Annotated in this window: 21 protein-coding genes; 19 read left to right on the top strand and 2 right to left on the bottom strand. The window is 60.4% G+C overall.

Annotated features, from left to right (window positions below):
* Window positions 1-103: 103 nt before the first annotated feature.
* Together dprA and topA are read left to right on the top strand one after the other, a co-directional pair.
* The gene (dprA, locus tag KUV51_RS02575) at window positions 104-1,255 is read left to right on the top strand and encodes a DNA-processing protein DprA (protein WP_222520050.1); all 1,152 of its coding nucleotides are present in this window, start codon (window positions 104-106) and stop codon (window positions 1,253-1,255) included.
* Window positions 1,256-1,352: 97 nt separating this feature from the next.
* Entirely contained in the window at window positions 1,353-3,938 is a 2,586-nt protein-coding gene (gene topA / locus KUV51_RS02570) for a type I DNA topoisomerase (protein WP_222520049.1), read from the top strand.
* Between the two features lie 2 nt (window positions 3,939-3,940).
* Here topA and KUV51_RS02565 read toward each other — a convergent pair whose 3' ends face one another.
* Complete coding sequence (locus KUV51_RS02565; RefSeq protein ID WP_222520048.1) at window positions 3,941-4,387, bottom strand: MarR family winged helix-turn-helix transcriptional regulator; 447 nt, start codon at window positions 4,385-4,387, stop codon at window positions 3,941-3,943.
* Here KUV51_RS02565 and KUV51_RS02560 point away from each other — a divergent pair.
* From KUV51_RS02560 to KUV51_RS02540, 5 genes are all read left to right on the top strand, one after another.
* On the top strand, window positions 4,386-4,658 hold the full coding sequence (locus tag KUV51_RS02560) for a hypothetical protein (RefSeq protein WP_222520047.1): 273 nt from the start codon (window positions 4,386-4,388) through the stop codon (window positions 4,656-4,658). The genes KUV51_RS02565 and KUV51_RS02560 overlap by 2 nt on opposite strands.
* A 223-nt stretch (window positions 4,659-4,881) precedes the next feature.
* The gene (locus KUV51_RS02555) at window positions 4,882-5,577 is read left to right on the top strand and encodes a CoA transferase subunit A (protein WP_222520046.1); all 696 of its coding nucleotides are present in this window, start codon (window positions 4,882-4,884) and stop codon (window positions 5,575-5,577) included.
* 11 nt (window positions 5,578-5,588) lie between these two features.
* Window positions 5,589-6,617 carry a PAS domain-containing protein gene (locus tag KUV51_RS02550; RefSeq protein ID WP_222520045.1) on the top strand — a complete coding sequence of 343 codons (1,029 nt, stop codon included), beginning with the start codon at window positions 5,589-5,591 and terminating at the stop codon, window positions 6,615-6,617.
* A gap of 9 nt (window positions 6,618-6,626) precedes the next feature.
* Window positions 6,627-7,253, top strand: a complete 627-nt coding sequence (locus tag KUV51_RS02545) for a 3-oxoacid CoA-transferase subunit B (RefSeq protein ID WP_222520044.1) — start codon at window positions 6,627-6,629, stop codon at window positions 7,251-7,253.
* A complete protein-coding gene (locus KUV51_RS02540) occupies window positions 7,246-7,536 on the top strand; it encodes a GNAT family N-acetyltransferase (RefSeq protein ID WP_222520043.1) in 291 nt (96 codons plus the stop codon). Before KUV51_RS02545 ends, KUV51_RS02540 begins: the two co-directional genes overlap by 8 nt.
* Before the next feature lie 59 nt (window positions 7,537-7,595).
* Here KUV51_RS02540 and KUV51_RS02535 read toward each other — a convergent pair whose 3' ends face one another.
* Window positions 7,596-8,405: a lytic transglycosylase domain-containing protein gene (locus tag KUV51_RS02535; protein ID WP_222520042.1), complete on the bottom strand. Its 810-nt coding sequence runs from the start codon at window positions 8,403-8,405 to the stop codon at window positions 7,596-7,598.
* Between the two features lie 369 nt (window positions 8,406-8,774).
* Between KUV51_RS02535 and KUV51_RS02530 the strand changes: the two genes are divergently transcribed.
* The 12 genes from KUV51_RS02530 to KUV51_RS02475 all read left to right on the top strand — a co-directional run bounded on the left by KUV51_RS02530 (window position 8,775) and on the right by KUV51_RS02475 (window position 19,653).
* A complete protein-coding gene (locus KUV51_RS02530) occupies window positions 8,775-8,978 on the top strand; it encodes a Flp family type IVb pilin (RefSeq protein ID WP_222520041.1) in 204 nt (67 codons plus the stop codon).
* 100 nt (window positions 8,979-9,078) lie between these two features.
* Window positions 9,079-9,261, top strand: coding sequence for a hypothetical protein (locus KUV51_RS02525; RefSeq protein WP_222520040.1), 183 nt, complete (start codon window positions 9,079-9,081; stop codon window positions 9,259-9,261).
* A gap of 189 nt (window positions 9,262-9,450) precedes the next feature.
* Window positions 9,451-10,308 carry a Flp pilus assembly protein CpaB gene (gene cpaB, locus KUV51_RS02520; RefSeq protein ID WP_222520039.1) on the top strand — a complete coding sequence of 286 codons (858 nt, stop codon included), beginning with the start codon at window positions 9,451-9,453 and terminating at the stop codon, window positions 10,306-10,308.
* Between the two features lie 197 nt (window positions 10,309-10,505).
* Entirely contained in the window at window positions 10,506-11,933 is a 1,428-nt protein-coding gene (locus KUV51_RS02515) for a type II and III secretion system protein family protein (RefSeq protein WP_222520038.1), read from the top strand.
* A gap of 10 nt (window positions 11,934-11,943) precedes the next feature.
* On the top strand, window positions 11,944-12,609 hold the full coding sequence (locus KUV51_RS02510) for an OmpA family protein (RefSeq protein WP_222520037.1): 666 nt from the start codon (window positions 11,944-11,946) through the stop codon (window positions 12,607-12,609).
* A gap of 237 nt (window positions 12,610-12,846) precedes the next feature.
* The gene (locus tag KUV51_RS02505; protein WP_222520036.1) at window positions 12,847-14,085 is read left to right on the top strand and encodes a CpaE family protein; all 1,239 of its coding nucleotides are present in this window, start codon (window positions 12,847-12,849) and stop codon (window positions 14,083-14,085) included.
* Window positions 14,086-14,108: 23 nt separating this feature from the next.
* Window positions 14,109-15,542 (top strand): CpaF family protein, encoded by a 1,434-nt coding sequence (locus KUV51_RS02500; RefSeq protein WP_222520035.1) that lies wholly within the window; start codon window positions 14,109-14,111, stop codon window positions 15,540-15,542.
* 12 nt (window positions 15,543-15,554) lie between these two features.
* The gene (locus KUV51_RS02495) at window positions 15,555-16,520 is read left to right on the top strand and encodes a type II secretion system F family protein (RefSeq protein ID WP_222520034.1); all 966 of its coding nucleotides are present in this window, start codon (window positions 15,555-15,557) and stop codon (window positions 16,518-16,520) included.
* Window positions 16,521-16,532: 12 nt separating this feature from the next.
* Window positions 16,533-17,513, top strand: coding sequence for a type II secretion system F family protein (locus KUV51_RS02490; protein ID WP_222520033.1), 981 nt, complete (start codon window positions 16,533-16,535; stop codon window positions 17,511-17,513).
* 93 nt (window positions 17,514-17,606) lie between these two features.
* A complete protein-coding gene (locus KUV51_RS02485; RefSeq protein ID WP_222521214.1) occupies window positions 17,607-18,176 on the top strand; it encodes a tetratricopeptide repeat protein in 570 nt (189 codons plus the stop codon).
* Between the two features lie 109 nt (window positions 18,177-18,285).
* Complete coding sequence (locus KUV51_RS02480) at window positions 18,286-19,149, top strand: tetratricopeptide repeat protein (protein WP_222520032.1); 864 nt, start codon at window positions 18,286-18,288, stop codon at window positions 19,147-19,149.
* 6 nt (window positions 19,150-19,155) lie between these two features.
* A complete protein-coding gene (locus tag KUV51_RS02475) occupies window positions 19,156-19,653 on the top strand; it encodes a prepilin peptidase (protein WP_222520031.1) in 498 nt (165 codons plus the stop codon).
* Window positions 19,654-19,658 lie beyond the last annotated feature (5 nt).

Here is a 19,658-nt window from a genome sequence, read left to right as displayed (position 1 = left end):
CAAATCAACCGTTAGGCGAGTAGAAGGCGGTACGGTCGCGTGTGTTCATGCGTTGTTAACCTTGCCGATTCTACAACATTCCCAGCAACGGACGGAGCCACGGATGACTGAAAAGGATACCCATCCTTCTTCCACTCACCCCCCACTCCCACCCACCTCGGAAGATGACCAGTTCACACGTCTCCGTCTGTTGCGCTCACGCCGGGTCGGCATTGCAACGTATAAACGACTGCTGATTGAACACGGCACCGCGCAAAACGCGCTGGCCGCGCTACCTGAGGTAGCGCGCGCCGCCCGCGTTGAGAACTATCAGCCCTGTCCCGAAGGCGTGGTTCATGCGGAACTGAAAGCCGGGCGCGCTCTTGGCGCTCGTCTGGTCGCGCAGGGCGATGCCCGCTACCCCACACCGCTGACCGATCTGTCTGACGCACCACCGTTTCTATGGGTTCTGGGCGATACTGACCTGCTGCAAAGGCCGATGATCGCGCTTGTTGGGGCGCGCAACGCATCCTCGCTCGGGACACGCATGGCCCGCGCCCTTGCGCGCGATCTGGGCTCCGAAGGATACGTCGTCGTCTCGGGCCTCGCGCGCGGTGTTGACGCCGCAGCACATCTTGCCGCGCTCGACACCGGAACGATCGCGGTACAGGCCGGTGGCGTCGACACAATCTACCCGGCGGAGAATGCCAGGCTGGCCGAGGACATCGCCGCACGTGGCGCTCGGATCAGTGAACAACCTTTGGGTCTACAGCCGATGGCACGGCATTTCCCCGCCCGCAATCGCATCATTTCCGGTCTTTCCGCAGCCACAATCGTGGTCGAAGCTGCTGCAAAATCAGGCAGTCTGATCACAGCCCGCGATGCGCTGGATCTGGGCCGCGATGTGTTGGCCGTGCCGGGGCACCCGATGGACGCGCGGGCATCGGGCTGCAACATGCTGATCCGCGATGGTGCGACCCTCGTGCGCGACGCAGCCGATGTGATCGAGGCATTGGCGCCAATCGCGCCCAAACCGGCGCCAGAATTGCCGCTTGAGGTCCCTGCGCAACCGCCAAAAGACCGTCGCAACCTGCAGCAAACCGCCGCGCTCCATCAGCAGATTCTGTCACGCCTTGGCCCCTCTCCGGTGGCCGAAGACCAACTGATCCGCGACCTCGGCGCACCCACTGCAACGGTCGCGCCCGCTCTGGTCGAGCTTGAACTGGATGGCAGTATCGACCGCGCCCCAGGGGGCCTTCTGACCCGCGCCAGTTGACCGCACCCGCGGCGCCCTTGTTGACATTCGGCCCTTGCACCCCACATCTTGCGCCGCCATAGAGCAGCAAATTTTCCCGTTCGAGGTCACCGAATAAATGCCCGTCGTCGTTGTCGAATCCCCCGCCAAAGCCAAGACGATCAACAAATATCTCGGCAGCGACTACACCGTGCTGGCCAGCTACGGCCACGTGCGCGATCTGCCGCCTAAGGACGGTTCGGTCGATCCCGAAAACGAATTCGACATGCTGTGGGAAGTGGCCTCCGACAGCAAGAAACACGTCAAAGCCATCGCCGATGCCCTGAAAGACGACAACGCCCTGATCCTCGCCACCGACCCCGACCGCGAGGGCGAGGCGATCAGCTGGCACCTGCAGGAGGCGCTGACCAAGCGCAAGTCGATCAAGAAGGACACGGACGTCAAGCGCGTGACCTTCAACGCGATCACCAAGACGGCGGTGGACGAAGCCATGGCAAACCCGCGCCAGGTCGACATGCCGCTGGTCGAGGCCTATCTCGCCCGCCGCGCGCTCGACTACCTCGTGGGCTTCAACCTGTCGCCGGTCCTGTGGCGCAAGCTGCCCGGCGCCAAGTCTGCGGGCCGCGTGCAATCGGTATGTCTCCGCCTCATCACCGAGCGCGAGATGGAGATCGAAGCCTTCCGCGCCCGCGAGTATTGGTCCGTCAAAGCCGTGCTCGCGTCCCCGCGGGGACAGGAATATGAGGCGCGGCTTGTCAGTCTGGCGGGCAAGAAGCTCGAAAAATACGACCTCGAAAACCAGACCGCCGCCGAAATGGCGCAACAGGCCATAACCAGCCGCGCCCTCAAAATCCAGTCGGTTGAGGCGAAACCCGCCTCCCGCAACCCGTCTGCCCCGTTCATGACGTCGACGCTGCAGCAGGAAGCCAGCCGCAAGTTCGGCATGGGCGCGCGCCAGACCATGAGCGCCGCCCAGCGGCTCTATGAGGCTGGACACATTACCTATATGCGGACCGACGGCATCGACATGGCCCCCGAGGCCGTCCAGAACGCGCGCGACGCGATCAAGGATCGCTACGGCGCCGACTACGTACCGTCGAGCCCCCGCATGTACAAGAACAAGGCCAAGAACGCGCAAGAGGCGCACGAATGCATCCGGCCAACCGACATGGCCAAGGATGCCGCCAGCCTCAAGATCATGGATGACGATCAGCGCAAGCTCTACGACCTGATCTGGAAGCGGACGCTGGCCTGCCAGATGGAAGGCGCGCGGCTCGAACGCACCACGGTCGAGATCGGCAGTGATGATGGTCAGGTCGGTCTGCGCGCGACGGGGCAAGTTGTGCTGTTCGACGGTTTCCTGCGTGTCTACGAGGAAGGCCGGGACGACGAGGTCGTGGATGACGACGACAAGCGTCTGCCACAACTGAGCGAGGGCGAGCCCGCCGACAAACGCTCTGTCACGCCCGAACAGCATTTCACCCAGCCCCCGCCCCGCTATACCGAGGCGACGCTGGTCAAGCGCATGGAAGAACTGGGCATTGGCCGCCCATCGACCTATGCCAGCATCGTCACGACGATCCAGGACCGTGGCTATGTCCGAAAGGACCGTAATCGCCTGATCCCCGAGGACAAAGGCCGTCTGGTGATTGCGTTCCTCGAGAACTACTTCCGCAAATACGTGGGCTACAACTTTACCGCCGGGCTTGAAGAAGAGCTGGACGACGTCAGCGCGGGCGACCGCAATTACAAGGACGTTCTGGGCCGCTTCTGGCAGGATTTCAGTGCTGCTATCGCCGAGACGTCCGAATTGCGGATCACAGAGGTGCTGGAGAAAATCAACGAGGTGCTGGAGCCGCACTTGTTCCCGCCCCTCGAAGATGGCGGTGATCCACGCCTCTGTCCGAATTGCGGCGCGGGGCGCTTGTCCATGCGTACCGCGCGGTCGGGCGGCGCGTTCATCGGCTGCTCCAACTATCCCGAATGCCGCTACACCCGCCCCTTCGGCCCACCGGACCCCGAAGCCGAGGCGAGCGCCATACCGCCCGAAGGCAAGCTGCTGGGCGAAGACCAGGGCGACGAGATCCGCGTGTTCAAGGGTCGCTTCGGCCCCTACGTCCAACGCGGTGAAGTCACCGAAGAGAACAAGAAACCTCCGCGCCAGTCGATCCCAAAGGACTGGGTGCCGGAGGAGTTGGAGCTGGACCGTGCCGTCATGCTCTTGTCCCTGCCCCGCGAAATCGGCCCACACCCCGAGGACGGGATCATGGTCTGGGCCAATATCGGGCGCTACGGACCGTACCTGAAGCACGCAGAAAGCACGTCCGACCGGGGCGGCACCAATGCCAACCTCGAGGGCATCGACGAGGTGTGGACCGTCGGCATGAACCGCGCCGTGCAACTGCTGGCCGAAAAGGTGGCCAGTCGGGGCGGACGCGGCGCGGCAGCCAAACCGCTGCACGAGTTGGGCGAGCACCCGGATGAAGGTGGTCCCGTCAACGTGATGAAGGGCAAATACGGTCCGTACGTCAAATGGGGCAAGGTGAATGCGACCATCCCCAAGGGAACCGAACCCGAGGACGTCACGATGGATATGGCCGTTCAACTGATCGCCGAAAAAGCGCCGAAGAAGAAAACGACCCGCAAGAAGGCGGCGGCGAAGAAATCCACGACGAAAAAGACAGCGACCAAGAAAAGCGCCTGAGCCTAACCTTCCATTTCCAGCGCTTCGACCCGGCGGGCCACCTTGCCCAGCAGGCGTATCAACTCGTCCTGTTCAGTCACCGTCAGGGCGGACAGGAACACGGTCATGTCGCGCACATCCTGTTCGTGAATGGCATCGGCGATGCGCTGACCTTCGGTCGTCAGCGTCAGATCATAGGCGCGCCTGTCTCCTTCGCTTTGCGTGCGTTCGATCCAGCCACGGTTGATCAGGCGGCCGATCACGCTGCTGGCAGTCGTCGCAGCGATCCCAAGTGAACCTGCAACCTCCGACGACCGCACGCCGGGCTGAGTGCGGACCATGCCCAGCGTGTGAAAATCCAGCGGATTGAACTTGATGATGTGCTGATGCTCGGGCGGCGTACGTTCGCTGATCAGCATCACGCGCATCACGGTTTTCACGTGGCGCAGCAGGTCATGTTCCTTGGTCATGCCCAAAAAATTGCCCAGCCCCCTTGAACCTTCAAGAGGCAATCCCAAATACTACGATAATCGCAGCAACAACTACGATTTTCGCAGTAAAGGAGAAGATGATATGAACCGCCCCATGATTGCCGCCGCAACTGCTTTCGCCCTGGTCATCAGCCTGACCGGTGCCGCATCAGCCACGCCCATCACTTTCCCACCGGAGATCTCGGTTCCCGACCAGAACACCACTCTGTCGACTTCTGGCAAGTTGGACTTTGGAAGCCGCTCAAAATAAGCCTACAGCGCCCGGGCAAAAACCGGGCGCACCCCTCATTTGCCGGGCGCAGGTCGGGGTCTGGCCCACGATTTAGAATTATTTTTCATCCCCACACCGGGTGCAGCCCGGCATCGGAAATTATAGTGCCACGGCAGGCCAATGCGTTGACTTTGAAGGTGCATACATTCACATACTGTCGCACAGTGTGAACGCCCTTCCACCGGGCCTCGTGGGGAAAAACATGAAGAAAGTTTACGGCTCTGCTGCCGACGCGCTGGATGGGCTCTTGTTTGATGGCATGTTCATCGCAGCCGGTGGCTTCGGCTTGTGTGGCATTCCGGAACTGCTGCTGGACGCCATAAAGGATGCCGGGACGAAAGACCTGACATTTGCCTCGAACAACGCAGGCGTGGACGAGTTCGGCATCGGCATTTTGCTTCAGACCCGACAGGTCAAGAAAATGATTTCGTCCTATGTGGGCGAAAACGCCGAGTTCATGCGTCAATACCTGTCAGGTGAGCTTGAACTGGAATTCAACCCCCAAGGCACCCTGGCCGAGCGTATGCGCGCCGGCGGCTGCGGCATCCCCGGTTTCTATACCAAGACCGGCGTGGGCACCGTGATTGCCGAGGGCAAGGAACACAAGGACTTCAACGGCGAGACCTACATCATGGAAGAAGGCATTTTTGCCGATCTCTCCATCGTGAAGGCTTGGAAAGCGGACGAGACGGGCAACCTCGTGTTCCGCAAGACCGCCCGGAACTTCAACCCGCCCGCTGCGATGTGCGGCAAGGTCTGCGTCGCAGAAGTGGAAGAGATCGTGCCGACAGGCAGCCTTGATCCCGATCATATCCACCTGCCGGGGATCTATGTCCACCGCCTGATCCAGGGCGAGCACGAAAAGCGCATCGAACAACGGACAACGCGCGCCGCGTAAGGAGCCAGGCCATGCCTGACACCATCGAAGAACTGCTTGAAGACGACAAATCCTTTGAGGGATTCACCCGGGCACAGGTTGCCATGGTCGTGACCAATCCGCATCTCGAAGACAATCCGATCGTCTACGTGAACCAGGCATTCACACGGTGCACGGGCTATGCCCGATCTGCCTCGATCGGGCGCAACTGCCGGTTCCTGCAAGGCGAAGGCACACGGAAGTCCGATGTCGACAAACTGCGCGCGGGTATCGAAGCCGAGGAAAGCGCCAGCGTGGATATCCTGAACTATCGCGCCAATGGTGAGCCGTTCATGAATCGATTGATCGTGGCACCGGTCCATGATTCTCACGGCAAGACACAGTATTTCGTAGGTATTCAGAAAGAGCTGCGCCAAAGCGAGCTGTCGACCAGCGCCGAAGAGATCAACGCACAGCTGATCGAGATCCAGAACCGCGTTGCCTCCGACCTGTCGATGATCATCGGCATGATCCGCCAGCAATCCGGCACGACATCCGTACCCGAAGACTTCGCCGCCCTTTCGCGCCGCATCGAAACGCTGCAGCTTCTGTATGAAGAGATGAAGCTGAGCGATCAGCAATCCAACCGCGACAGCATCCAGATGGGCAGCTACCTGTCCCGTCTCGCCTCCGCCATCGCGCATATCGAAGGCCGCTCCGGCATCCGGATGTCACTGCAGATCGAACCGCTTGAAGTGCCCATCGAGACGGCAACCCGCGTGGGTCTGGTGCTCTCGGAATTGCTGACCAACGCATTTCAACACGCCTTCGAACGGATCGACATGGGATTGGTCGAGGTCCGCATGAGCCGCCTCAGCGCTGGCGGCCTGCGCCTGATCGTGGCCGATGATGGTGTGGGCATCCCTGCCGACATGGAATGGCCCGACAGCAAGACTGTGGGTGGCCGTATCGTGTCCGGCCTGATCGAAGGGCTTGAAGGCACGCTACATCTGGGCCGCGGAGCCGCCGGAAGTTTCATTACAATCGACGTGCCTGCCGGCGCGGCACTCACCGACGAATAAGGACAATTGATGCCCTGGGATCGCAACCAAATGGCGGCGCGTGCCGCACAGGAATTGGAAGACGGCTGGTATGTGAACCTCGGGATCGGAATCCCGACACTGGTGTCAAACTATATCCCCGACGGGATCGAGGTGACCCTGCAATCCGAGAATGGCATGTTGGGCATGGGTCCCTTCCCCATCGAGGGGGAGGAAGACGCCGATCTGATCAACGCCGGCAAGCAGACCATTACGGAACTGCCCCAGACCGCCTATTTCGACAGTTCGCAAAGCTTTGGCATGATCCGCGGTGGCAAGATCGCCATGGCGATCCTCGGGGCAATGGAGGTGGCCGAAAACGGTGACCTCGCCAACTGGATGATCCCCGGCAAGCTGGTCAAGGGCATGGGCGGCGCCATGGACCTGGTGGCGGGTGTCGGTCGCGTCGTGGTGGTCATGGATCACACCAACAAACACGGCGACAGCAAGGTGCTCAAGGAATGCACCCTCCCCCTGACAGGCCAAGGCGTCGTGGACCGGATCATTACCAACCTGGGCGTACTGGACGTTGTCGACGGTGGTTTGAAAATTGTCGAGGTTGCTGATGGCGTGACAGAGGACGAGCTGCGCGCAGCAACCCAAGCGACACTTGTCTGAGTTCGACATCCGCCGGGACGAGAGCGGCTCGAAGGGTCGCTACGTCCTGGAACAGGGCGGTGCCGAAGCAGAACTCACATACTCCATCCTGTCACCCCAGACCCGCATTGCAGATCATACCGGAGTGCCTGACGCCATGCGTGGCACGGGCGCAGGTCAAGCGCTGGTGAAACGTCTGGTAGAGGATGCGCGCGCCGAGGGCTGGAAGATCGTGCCACTTTGCCCATTCGTCAACGCGCAACGGGCAATGCACCCGGACTGGGCGGACGCCTTCAATATCTGAAACGTCGCCGTTTACCGACACGGAAAACGTGCCGGAATTTTTGTAAAATTCCGGGCTCCTCAATTCATGGCTGCAAACACGCACCCATCGGTAACCAGTTCCGGCGGCGTAATGCACAACCCCTTCGCAACCTGAAATGTTGCGAGCACCTTGGGCACATAGTCCCGTGTTTCAGCATAAGGCGGCACGCCCGCATGGTTTTGCACCGCACCCTCACCCGCATTGTAGCCTGCAAGGACAAGGACCGGATCACGGTCAAATCGATCCATAAGCCAATCGAGATACTTCACACCGCCCGTGATGTTCTCCGAAGGTTGAAAACTGTCCTTCACCCCGAACCGTTCGGCCGTCGCGGGCATCAACTGCATGAGCCCTTCCGCACCTGCGCGGCTCGTTGCGTCGATACGACCGGCAGATTCCACCATCATCACTGCCAGCACCAGGGCCGGGGACACGTCCGTGCCAATGGTTGCCTTGAGGATGTCGACCCCCTGAGCCTGAGCCAAACTCTGCATCTGCTGCAAGCGCGGCACCGGCACCGGCTGCTTGGCCCGTGCAAGAGCGCGCAGCGCCTGGTCCAGCCGTCCAGGGCCCGCCTGATCCAGCGCAGGGGAAACGTCATTCCAGAACCAATCGAAGCGACTGGACGGTGCGCTCGGAGGTGTCACCGCGCTGTCCGGAGCAATGGCCGCCTGTTTTGCTTCCGGAGCTTCGGGTTCAATCTGAACGGTGATAAACCGTTTGGCGCCCGGCTTTGGCGGCTTGACCCGCTTGGCGGAAAAATCCTTGAACGGCGGTGGATCCTCGGCGGAGGCACTTCCGCAAGACAGCGCCAGCGCCGTTAGCGCGACAACGGACAAACGAACCATAGAACTGCTCTCAATCTGCGCCCACTCTTGCGGTGGGCATTGAAGCAAATATCGCAGAAATCCGCATTTCAGGCCAGTCTGGGCTGCCAGAAAATGGCAAAGCTGCCACATTTGCACCAGCAGTTAACGAAAAATACACACCTTGTGTGAGTGGTGTATTATTTTCTGTATATTTTTCAGCGCGTTATGAATTTTCCGCAAAAAAATCACAGCAAGACGCGAAATCCACAACAACCCGCCAAATTCGTGCCCCAATCCCCCGACTATATAGCGTCATACCAAGTCGGACACAGGCCAAAGAGAGAGAGCGGCCTACCAAGGACGGCGAGGTTAAACGCAAATCTACTGATCCTTTGGAGGGACAAAATCATGATCAAGTTCATCAAAAACTTCCGCAAAGACGAAAACGGCGCCGTGACGGTTGACTGGGTTGTTCTGACCGCTGCTGTGGTTGGCCTGGCGATCGCTGCTTACGGCTCGATCTACACCGGCGCATCCGACCTGACCGCAGCCACAGACGAATTCCTGGGCACGCAGACCGTCGGTTCGATCGGTATTCCTGCAGCCGAATAATCGCTGGACGTAACCGTCTGACGACAGGGGCCGTGACCGCAACCGGACGCGGCCCCTTTTTTCATCCCCAGGCATCCCGGTATCGTTAAAGAGGACCGCCATGATCCGTTTTCTGAACACTTTCAAATCCAGCGAACGCGGTGCGGTCACTGTTGACTGGGTTGTGCTGTGCGCCGCCATCGTTGGCTTGGCCATTGCTGTCATTTACGGCATGAACTCCGGCACCCTTGCCATTGCGGGCAATGTCGACACGTATCTCGACGGGCAGTTTTTCAACGAATAGCCCCCAAACTCCATGACACTACATTGGCCTGCCGCACGTCGTGGCGGGCTTTTTGCATTTTGGGACAAATCAAAACAGTTGCCCCCGAGCTTCCCCACCTCTTCCCACAAATCGCCACAATCCGCCGCCATATAGATCGCAAGAGGTTCTGTCTCATCCGGACAAGGACCCAATCAAAGAGGTGCTGAAATGCGAATGGTATTTGGATTGGTTTTGCTTGCCGGGATCGCCCTGGCTGGTGGGGCCGTATACATGGCCAAGAACTACATCGGGCAATATCAGACGGCGCTGGCCGCCGAACGCGCCCAACGCGACAAGATCGTGCCAACCATCCCTGTCTACGTCGCCGAACGTCAGTTGAAATACGGCGAAGCACTGACGCAGAAAGATGTTCGCACGGTCGATTGGCCTGAAACTGCCCTCCCCGAAGGTGCTTTCACCGCCGACAATCCACTCTTTCCCGATGGAGTGACCGAGCAACGCGTTGTTCTACGCACAATGGAAAAGAACGAAGCCATCCTGGCCGTCAAGGTGACCGAACCGGGTGAAGAGGCTGGACTGACGTCGCGCCTTGAACGCGGGATGCGAGCCTTTGCAATCCGTGTGGACGTGGCTTCGGGCGTATCGGGATTCCTGCGGCCCGGCGACCGCGTCGATGTGTACTGGACCGGCCGCGTCGGAAAGGATCTGGGCGGCGCACGCGGTGAAGTGACCAAATTGATCCAGCCTGCCATCAAACTGATCGCAATCGACCAAAACGCAGCAGGCGACCTAGATGGCGCGACGATTGCACAAACCGTGACCGTGGCCGTGGCCCCTGACCAAGTGGCAAAGCTGGCGCAGGCGCAGTCGACCGGCCGCCTGTCGCTGTCTCTTGTGGGTGCCGAAGACGACACCGTGGCCGCTGCCATCGAAGTGGATCAGCGCGCCCTGCTCGGCATTGAGACCAAGGAAGTGAAGGTCGAAGTGCAAGAGGAAAAGACTTGCTCCATACGGACCCGACGGGGCGCGGAGGTGGTGCAGATTCCAATTCCCTGCACAAACTGATCCCTCTTTTTCAAGCACTTACTGCCGGCGCCCCACATTGTGGCGCCGGTTTCACTTGTACCCCTGTTGCCGGTTCCCCACATAAAAGAATCACCTGAAGTCGTTGATTCTTGCAAAAAAATCCAAACTGCCGCATGGTGCATGCAATCGCGGGCACCAAGACCCGACACCGAGGCGTGATCAAAAAGGCAGGTCACATGAACATTGACGGAATTTTCAAAGCGGCCCTCTTGGGGCTGTGTTTTGCTGCAGGTCCCATCGTGGAAACCGCCCAGGCGGAAAACCTGCGGGTGGTACGCAAGTCAACCGAATCCACATTGAACGTGCCGATGAATCGCGCGGTCGTTGTGGAAAGCGACACGGCATTTGCCGAGCTCAGTATCGCAAACCCTGCGATTGCCGACATATCGTCCCTGAGTGATCGCACCATCTATGTGTTGGGCAAGGCCCCCGGCCTGACGACCCTGACATTGCTCGATGCCAACGGTCGCTTGATCACCAATGTGAATGTGCGCGTGTCTGCGGACATCTCCGAATTCAAGGAACGCCTGCGCCAGATTCTGCCCGGCGAGAAGATCGAAGTGCGCACCGCCAACGATGGTATCGTGCTGTCTGGCATCGTTTCCTCCGCCGCGCGCCTGCAACGCGCGCTTGACCTTGCCGAACGCTATGCCGAAGGGCGCGTCAGCAACCTCATGAGCGTCGGTGGCATCCAGCAAGTGATGCTCAAGGTGCGCTTTGCCGAAATGAACCGCTCCGTGTCCAAATCGCTCAGCTCGTCGCTGTCGCTTGGCGGCTCGATCCTGTCGGGTGACGTGGGCCTCAGCGGCGGCAACGGCACGACCGTTGGCCAGGCCGCGATCACCAACTCGCTCGCAGGCAACGTGCCAGCCTCCAATGCCAATGCAGGCGCGATCCTGTTCGGCTTCAATGCGGGCAACACGCAAGTGGGCCTTTTGCTGGAAGCCCTTGAAACCAAAGGCGTTGTTCGGACACTGGCCGAGCCAAACCTGGTTGCTCTGTCCGGACAGGAGGCCCGGTTCCTCGCCGGTGGCGAATACCCCGTGCCCGTCGCACAGGAAGACGGTGTGATCACCATCGAGTTCAAGCCCTTCGGCATCCAGCTCAACTTCATCCCCCGGGTCGTCGACAAGGACCTGATCAACCTCGAGCTTGAGGCGACAGTGTCTGACATCGACCCGACAAACGGGATCACGGTCGACGGTTTCACGGTTGATGCCTTCAGCGTACGCGAAACGGCCACCACGGTTGAACTGCGCGACGGTGAAAGCTTTGCCATCGCCGGTCTGCTGCAGGACAACTTCATCGACAACAACAACCAGTTGCCCTGGTTGGGCGATGTGCCGGTTCTTGGCGCCCTCTTCCGCTCGGCCTCGTATCAGCGGGATCAATCGGAACTGGTGATCATCATCACCGCACACCTTGTTTCCCCGGTTCGCGGCGACGCACTTGCACTGCCCACCGACCGGATCAAACCACCGAGCGAACGGGATCTTTTCCTCTATGGTCGCACCGCCGCAGGCACACGTCCCCCGAAACAGGGCGCTGCAGGTGAGGTTGCCAAACAGGACTTCTCCGGCTCATATGGTTATGTGTTGGACTAAGGACAGGGCCATGAAACCGATTTTCACCGTTGCAGTGGCAGGCACCCTCGCCCTTGGCGCGTGTGGCCCGTCCAACGATCCGGTCTACACCCAGTTCTATCGTGAAGCGGGCGCGTTGGTGGACACCGGCCAATTCGGCAACGCAACGGCCAACAACACCCTTCTTCTGACGGGCGAACGCCAGTACACCTTTGATCTGGCGCAACGCTTCGCGTCCGAAGTCGGCACAACGGTGAATTTCGCCTTCAACTCGTCTCAACTGGATGCAGGCGCACGCGATGCGCTTCGCGAACAAGCCCGCTGGATCCGACAGTTCCCTGAAATCCGCTTCCGCGTCTATGGTCACACCGACGCCGTGGGCTCGGCCGCGTACAACAAGAGCCTCGGCCTGGCCCGTGCGAATGCTGTCGTTCACTACCTGGCGACGCAGGGGATCAGCCGATCCCGGCTCGAGGCGGTTGCCTCCTTCGGTGAAACCCAGCCCCTGATTGTTACGCAAGGCCGCGAACGTCGTAACCGGCGCACTGTGACCGAGGTCAGCGGCTTCGTGAAATCGCATCCTACCGTGCTCGACGGCAAGTACGCACAGATCATCTATCGCGACTATGTCGAGTCCGGCGTCGCCAGGACAGGCCTGACGGGCAATTCCGGCAGCCAGTTCAATACCAGCGAATAAACAGGTCGCCCAAAAATCGCGTGAAGGGTCCGCAGACAATCCTGTCTGCGGACCCTTTATCGTTTTGAGATACCCAACAATTGGAGTTTTTTGGCCCAAATCTCGCCCGAATTCGCTGCGAACACTGCTCCCAGAGAACACCTACGCCCGGTGAAAAGAACCGGGCAAGAGCAACCGCTCCCGCCTGCTGGAACAGCATTTTCGGGGCGTGCTCTTTGAACAAAGGGAAAGTGGGCAATGAGCAGCGTAATGCCACAACCGGAAACGGCCCCGATCACGGCCTGCACCATCAGCCGCGATGTGCAGAATTTCGATTTGCTGATCGAGGACATGGAACACGCCCTCGGTGAAGCATGGGGCGATCTCGGCTTTGCCGAGGCATTGGCCTTTTTCAATCAGCCCGAAGCGGAGGCCATGGAATTCGTGGCTCTGGCCCTTGATGAGGAGGACGAGGACAACCTGATCCTTTTGGGCGAAATCATCACGCAAGCCAAAGCGCGCGGTATCAAGGTCATCCTGATTGCGGAGGACGTCACGCCCGCAGCACTGCACCAATTGCTGCGCCAGGGCGCGGATGAGTTTGTCCCCTACCCCTTGCCCGAAGGTGAGTTGCAACAGGCCATCGACCGCTTGCAAGCAGCCGGCCAGCCGCAACCTGTCGAAAGCGAGCGTACCGCCAATCTCAAGTCCGGCACTGACAAACAGGGCGCAGTTTTCGTCTGCCACGGCGTCGCCGGTGGCACCGGCGCAACGACACTGGCTGTGAACCTGGCCTGGGAACTGGCCCTGTTGTGCGAGGGTGAAACACCCTCGGTCTGCCTTCTGGACTTTGACATGCAGTTTGGTTCGGCCTCCACCTATCTGGACCTGCCCCGTCGCGAAGCCGTGTTCGAGATGCTGTCGGATACCGAAAGCATGGACGACGAAATCTTTGGCCAGTCACTCCTGACATTCGAAGAAAAGCTGCAGGTGTTGACTGCGCCGTCGGACATGATCCCGCTTGATCTCGTCACGGCCGAAGACATCAGCCGCATCGTGGAAATGGCGCGCGCACATTTCGACTATGTCGTGATCGACATGCCCTCGACCCTTGTGCAGTGGACCGAGACGGTGCTGACCGCCTCGCATCTCTACTTCACAACGCTCGAAATGGACATGCGCTCGGCCCAGAACACGCTGCGCTTCAAGCGGGCCCTGCAATCCGAAGAACTGCCCGTCGAAAAACTGCGCTACGTGCTGAACCGCGCGCCCAAATTCACCGATCTGGGCGGCAAGGCGCGGGTCAAACGCCTGTCGGAAAGCCTCGACATCTCGGTCGAGGTGCAATTGCCCGACGGCGGCAAACCGATCAGCCAAGGCGCGGACCATGGTGTTCCGCTCGCCAGCTCAGCCACCAAGAACCCGTTGCGCCGCGAAATCGCAAAACTCGCAGCCTCCATCCATGAACTCAGCGAGGACCACGCCAAAGCGGCGTGATCCGACAACCCCGGGGTCCCTCGATGTTTTCCAAGTACAAAAAACCCGCACCCAAACCCGCCGCAGCCGCACCCGAAGAAAAGGTTGCGGAACTGCCCAAGGCGGACGCCAAGGCAAAGATCGCGCGCAAGGCCCCACCGGCCAAGCCCGCAACCGTCACGCCAATGGACAAAGAGCGCAAGCGCAAGGAGCGTCTGGGCGAGATCAAGCTCGAACTGCACCGCGCATTGCTGGACAACCTGAACCTCGCGGCCCTTGAGCACGCGAGCGAACAGGACCTGCGCCAGGAAATCAGCGCCATCTCGTCTGAAGTGCTGACGGAAAAGAACATCATCCTCAACCGTGAAGATCGCCAGACCCTGAATCAGGAACTGTTTGACGAAGTGACGGGCCTTGGCCCGCTCGAAACGCTCCTGAAAGACGAAACAGTCAACGATATTCTGGTCAACGGCCCGCAGCAGATCTTTGTGGAACGCGCCGGTAAGCTGGAACTCACCGACATCACGTTCAAGGACGAACGCCACCTTCTGCGCATCATCGACAAGATCGTGAGCGCCGTGGGCCGCCGCGTGGATGAATCAAACCCCTACGTGGACGCCCGTCTGCAAGACGGCTCGCGTTTCAACGCCATGGTGCCCCCCATCGCGGTGGACGGCTCCCTCGTCTCCATTCGTAAGTTCAAAAAGGACAAGCTGGGCATCGACGACCTGGTGAATTTCGGCGCCTTTACCGAGGAAATGGCCGCATATCTGCAAGCCGCGGTCGCCACACGCCTGAATGTCATCGTATCCGGCGGTACTGGGTCCGGGAAAACGACCACGCTCAACGCGCTGTCGTCTTTCATCGACAATGCCGAGCGTATCCTGACGATCGAAGACACTGCGGAACTGCAGTTGCAACAGACCCATGTGGGCCGCATGGAAAGCCGCCCGCCCAACGTCGAGGGCAAGGGCGAGGTGTCCCCGCGCGACTGTCTGAAAAACGCGCTTCGTATGCGCCCCGACCGCATCATCGTGGGTGAAACGCGTGGCGAGGAAGTCATCGACATGCTTCAGGCTATGAACACCGGCCACGACGGATCGATGACCACGATCCACGCCAACTCCGCCCGTGATGGTGTTTCGCGTCTGGAAAACATGATCGCCATGGCCGGGATCGAAATGCCGATCAAGGCGGTCCGGTCCCAGATCTCATCGGCTGTGAACCTCATCGTGCAGGCGTCGCGTCTGCAGGACGGCTCCCGCCGCATGACCTCCATCACCGAAATCACCGGGATGGAAGGCGACGTGATCTCCATGCAGGAAGTCTTCCGCTTCCAGCGCGTGGGACTGACACCCGACAACAAGATCATCGGTCACTTCACCGCCACCGGCGTGCGCTCGCACTACTCCGAACGCTTCCGCCTGTGGGGCTACGACCTGCCCGCATCGATCTACGAACCCGTGGCCGCCCAGTAAGGATCTGAGAAAATGAGCGCAGAACCAATTATCTACGGCCTGATCTTCATCGGCGTCCTTGTTTTGGTCGAGGGCCTGTACCTCGTCGCCTTCGGCAAATCCATCAGCCTCAACAGCCGCGTCAATCGCCGGCTCGAGATGCTGAACAAGGCCGGTGGCCGGCGCGAGGAAGTGCTCGAACAACTCCGCAAGGAGATGCAGCAGCACATGGGCGCGCGGTCCATCCCGCTCTACTCCCTGCTCGCCGAAAAAGCACAAAAGGCGGCCATCGCCTTTTCGCCGCAACAGCTCATCATGATCATGGCCGGCCTGTCGGTCGTGGCCTTCATAGGTCTCAGCGTCGGCACGGCGACCGAAACACCTGTTCGCATCCTGCTTGCCGTCGGCATCGGCATCGGTGCGGTCTACTTCTGGGTCTCGTCCAAAGCCAACAAGCGCCTCAGCATGATCGAAGAACAACTGCCAGACGCCGTGGAACTCATGGTGCGCAGCCTGCGCGTCGGTCACCCGTTCAGCTCAGCCATCCAGATCGTGTCCAAAGAAGTCAAAGACCCCCTGGCTTCGGAATTCGGACTTATCGCGGACGAAGCCGCCTTTGGCCGCGACGTGGGCGAAAGCCTCAAGGACATGGCCGAACGGCTCGACATGCAGGATTTGCGCTTTCTGTCGGTTGCCGTGACGATCCAGCAGCAGTCGGGTGGTAACCTGGCCGAGATCCTCGCCGGTCTGGCCAAGGTGATCCGGGCCCGTTTCCGTCTGTTCCGCCGGGTCAAGGCGATCACGGCCGAGGCAAAGTGGTCGGGCAAGTTCCTGTCGGCCTTCCCCATCGTGGCGCTGATCGTGATCAACGTGAGCGACCCGAACTACTATGACGACGTGCGCGATCACGCCTACTTCATTCCCGCCTGCATCGCGGTGGGCCTGTTCCTGGGTGCCAACCTGATCGTGATGCGCATCCTGACCAACATCAAAGTGTAAGGAACCGAAAAAATGGACGCCCTGCTGCAACCCATAACGGACATCCTTGGCCCGCTCGGTCCCATCGTGATCGCGGGCGTGCTTGGCGTGATGATGGTGGTGATCGTCGTCATCATGATGCTCAAGCAGCCCGAAGACCCGCTGACCAAGCTGAAGAAGTCTCAGAAAGGCGTGGTCACAACCGGCCCGCAGAAAGAGCGGCTGCGCCAGGGTGCCCGCAACGAACAGCTCGAACGGTTCTCGAAGTTCCTCGAACCGGACGATGTCGAAGAGATGTCCAAACGCCAGCTTTTGCTGCGGCAGGCGGGCTACCAGTCACGCGACGCTGTGCGCATGTTCCATGCCGCGCAGTTCATCCTGGGCGTTGCCGGTCTGCTCCTCGGCATCGTCTACACCAACTTCGTTGTCGGCACCGACAACATGAGCACGCAGAAGATCATCATGTACACACTCGGCCCCGGCGGCATCGGGTACTACATGCCGCAATACTGGGTGAACAAGCGCGTCGGCAAGCGGCAGGAAGAGATTACTCAAGGCTTCCCGGACTCGCTCGACATGCTTCTTGTCTGCGTGGAAGCCGGGCAGTCGCTTGATCAGGCCATCAACCGCGTGGCCGTCGAGTTGCAGGCGTCCTACCCCGCGCTGGCGCATGAATTCTCGGTCGTCAGCTACGAGATGAAGGCGGGTAAAGACAAGGTGAGCGTGCTGAACGACATGGGCGAACGCTGCGGTGTGCAGGATGTCTCCAGCTTTGTGACCGTGCTGATCCAGTCGACCAGCTTCGGTACGTCCATCGCCGAGGCCCTCCGGGTCTACGCGGGCGAGATGCGGGACAAGCGCGTCATGCGGGCCGAAGAGGCGGCCAACAAACTGCCGACAAAGATGACGCTCGCGACGATGATGCTGACCGTGCCACCGCTTCTGTTGATCCTTGTGGGTCCTTCGGCACACGGTATCACGCAATTGGGCAATCTGAACACGCTTGGCAACTAGGCCGACGCCGGAACCCGTGCTATGGACTTTGCACCACGCGGCCAGATCGGTCAGCGTGGTGCAAGACGTTTGAGCAACCTGGCAACGCCCACCATGATCACAGGCATACGGGTCATCACGGCCCTGATCCTCGCACTTGTCGTTTCGGCCTGTGGTGAACCGCGCATCGACGCTTCCCAGACCGGCCCGTTCGCGCCGGGCGTCGACCGCCGGGCCCAGGGCGTCGACGGAGTCGAGGTGGGCCACCGCCTGATTGCCGCTGGCGAATTTGAACTCGCGATCCGCTCCTTCAACCGCGCCGCCCTCGACCGCGGCGGCTTTGACGCTGAAATCCTGTCCGGCCTCGGCACCGCCAACCTCGGCCTTGGCCGTCTGAACCAGGCCGAAAAGCTCCTGCGCCGCGCAACCACCGAATTCGACCCCTACCCCGAAGACCTCAACAACCTCGGTGTCGTGCTGATGGAACGGGGCGAAACCTTCGAAGCGATCCAGATCTTCCGCAAGGCTTTCGCCCTGGATGACGGAGAAAGCACACTTATTCGGGATAATTTACGCTTGGCACTCGCAAAATCCGAAAATTCTGCTACCGTGATTGACAATGAGAGCCAGTATAAACTGGTCCGTCGAGGCAGCAGTGACTTTCTTATCCGCACTGCATCTTGATTTGCCCACCCTGGGGTGGGTCTGAGGCTGCGCTTTTCGGGGCGCAAGAAAAGGGATGCGACCGGGCAGGAAAAGCACGGCGCGAACGAGCAGGAAAAAGGACGCAAACATGCGCCACTCCGTGATTTTGGCCGTCTCACTGGCAGGCATGACGGCCCTTGCTGCATGCGGTGAGAAGAACGCCGACGAAACCGTTGAACGCGCGTTTCAAGACGTGAACGTGGTGGACGAGTCCAACCTCAGCGACGTGATGCTGACCGTCGCCGACCCGAATGAGGCGGTCGCCTACTTCAACCGCACGGTCAAGGAAAACCCCGACCGCATCGACGCGCATCGCGGTCTCGCCACCAGCCTCGTGCGTGCCAAACGCTACACCGAAGCCACATCCGCCTATGCCAAACTGGTCGAAATGAACGGCGTCACCAATGACGACCGCGTCGACTACGCCGACGCCCTCCTGCGCGCTGGCGACTGGTCCCGCGCCGAAGAAGAACTGGACAAAGTCCCCCCGACCGTCGAGACTTTCAAACGCTACCGGCTCGAGGCTCTGATCGCGGACAGCAACCAAGAGTGGAAAAAGGCCGACAGCTTTTATGAAACCGCAGTGGGCCTGACGACGCGTCCTTCGGGCGTGCTGAACAACTGGGGCTACTCCAAGCTGACGCGCGGTGACTTCAACGATGCCGAACGGCTCTTCACCGACGCGATCCGCCAGGATCCCAGCCTGTTCACTGCCAAGAACAACCTGATCCTCGCCCGCGGCGCCCAAGGCAACTACGCCCTGCCCGTGATCCCGATGGACCAGACCGAACGCGCACAACTTCTGCACACGCTGGGCCTCGCGGCCGTGAAGAAAGGCGATCTGCAAACCGGCAAAGGCCTCCTGCGCGACGCCATCGAAACGCACCCCCAGCATTTCGAAGCCGCCGTGCGTTCGCTCCGCGCGCTCGAAAACAACGTCTCGAACGGGTAATCTGACATGGCACTCTCGGCCTCGGTCGCGCTGTGGTTCCTGCCACTGCTTGTCCCGCTTTGCCTCTACGTGGCCTATACCGATCTGGCCGAGATGCGGATCACGAACCCCACGGTCGTGACGATGGCCGCGATCTTCGCGGCCTTGGGCCCGTTCCTCTACCCGTTTGACGCCTATCTCTGGCAACTCGCCCATCTGAGCATCGTGCTGCTTGCCGGTATCGCCCTGAACGCCGCAGGGGCCATGGGCGCAGGCGACGCCAAATTCCTTGCCGCCGCAGCCCCCTACGTGGCAGTGGGCGACATCCGCCTGCTCATGGCACTCTTTGCCGCCGTCCTGCTGGCCGCCTACGCGGTCCACACAATTGCCAAGCGCACACGCTTGCGCAACTACGCCCCCAACTGGGCCAGTTGGAGCCAGCAAGGCCGCAAATTCCCCATGGGCTTTGCCCTCGGCCCCACGCTGGCGATCTACCTCTGCCTCGCCGCCATGTACGGCTCTTGACCCTT

The sequence above is a fragment of the Tateyamaria omphalii genome, assembly GCF_019802125.1.
Classification (GTDB): Bacteria; Pseudomonadota; Alphaproteobacteria; order Rhodobacterales; family Rhodobacteraceae; genus Tateyamaria; species Tateyamaria omphalii_B.
Note: the sequence above shows the minus strand (reverse complement) of the source record. Positions and strands in the feature narration are given on the sequence as shown.

Coding starts and splice junctions, on each gene's coding strand:
- KUV51_RS02510 (WP_222520037.1), top strand. CDS start 11,944: ATGAAACCGATTTTCACCGTTGCAGTGGCAGGCACCCTCGCCCTTGGC.
- KUV51_RS02535 (WP_222520042.1), bottom strand. CDS start 8,405: ATGGTTCGTTTGTCCGTTGTCGCGCTAACGGCGCTGGCGCTGTCTTGC.
- KUV51_RS02545 (WP_222520044.1), top strand. CDS start 6,627: ATGCCCTGGGATCGCAACCAAATGGCGGCGCGTGCCGCACAGGAATTG.
- KUV51_RS02505 (WP_222520036.1), top strand. CDS start 12,847: ATGAGCAGCGTAATGCCACAACCGGAAACGGCCCCGATCACGGCCTGC.
- KUV51_RS02555 (WP_222520046.1), top strand. CDS start 4,882: ATGAAGAAAGTTTACGGCTCTGCTGCCGACGCGCTGGATGGGCTCTTG.
- KUV51_RS02475 (WP_222520031.1), top strand. CDS start 19,156: ATGGCACTCTCGGCCTCGGTCGCGCTGTGGTTCCTGCCACTGCTTGTC.
- topA (WP_222520049.1), top strand. CDS start 1,353: ATGCCCGTCGTCGTTGTCGAATCCCCCGCCAAAGCCAAGACGATCAAC.
- KUV51_RS02490 (WP_222520033.1), top strand. CDS start 16,533: ATGGACGCCCTGCTGCAACCCATAACGGACATCCTTGGCCCGCTCGGT.
- KUV51_RS02550 (WP_222520045.1), top strand. CDS start 5,589: ATGCCTGACACCATCGAAGAACTGCTTGAAGACGACAAATCCTTTGAG.
- KUV51_RS02565 (WP_222520048.1), bottom strand. CDS start 4,387: ATGACCAAGGAACATGACCTGCTGCGCCACGTGAAAACCGTGATGCGC.
- KUV51_RS02530 (WP_222520041.1), top strand. CDS start 8,775: ATGATCAAGTTCATCAAAAACTTCCGCAAAGACGAAAACGGCGCCGTG.
- KUV51_RS02500 (WP_222520035.1), top strand. CDS start 14,109: ATGTTTTCCAAGTACAAAAAACCCGCACCCAAACCCGCCGCAGCCGCA.
- KUV51_RS02515 (WP_222520038.1), top strand. CDS start 10,506: ATGAACATTGACGGAATTTTCAAAGCGGCCCTCTTGGGGCTGTGTTTT.
- KUV51_RS02560 (WP_222520047.1), top strand. CDS start 4,386: ATGCCCAAAAAATTGCCCAGCCCCCTTGAACCTTCAAGAGGCAATCCC.
- cpaB (WP_222520039.1), top strand. CDS start 9,451: ATGCGAATGGTATTTGGATTGGTTTTGCTTGCCGGGATCGCCCTGGCT.
- KUV51_RS02495 (WP_222520034.1), top strand. CDS start 15,555: ATGAGCGCAGAACCAATTATCTACGGCCTGATCTTCATCGGCGTCCTT.
- KUV51_RS02485 (WP_222521214.1), top strand. CDS start 17,607: ATGATCACAGGCATACGGGTCATCACGGCCCTGATCCTCGCACTTGTC.
- dprA (WP_222520050.1), top strand. CDS start 104: ATGACTGAAAAGGATACCCATCCTTCTTCCACTCACCCCCCACTCCCA.
- KUV51_RS02525 (WP_222520040.1), top strand. CDS start 9,079: ATGATCCGTTTTCTGAACACTTTCAAATCCAGCGAACGCGGTGCGGTC.
- KUV51_RS02480 (WP_222520032.1), top strand. CDS start 18,286: ATGCGCCACTCCGTGATTTTGGCCGTCTCACTGGCAGGCATGACGGCC.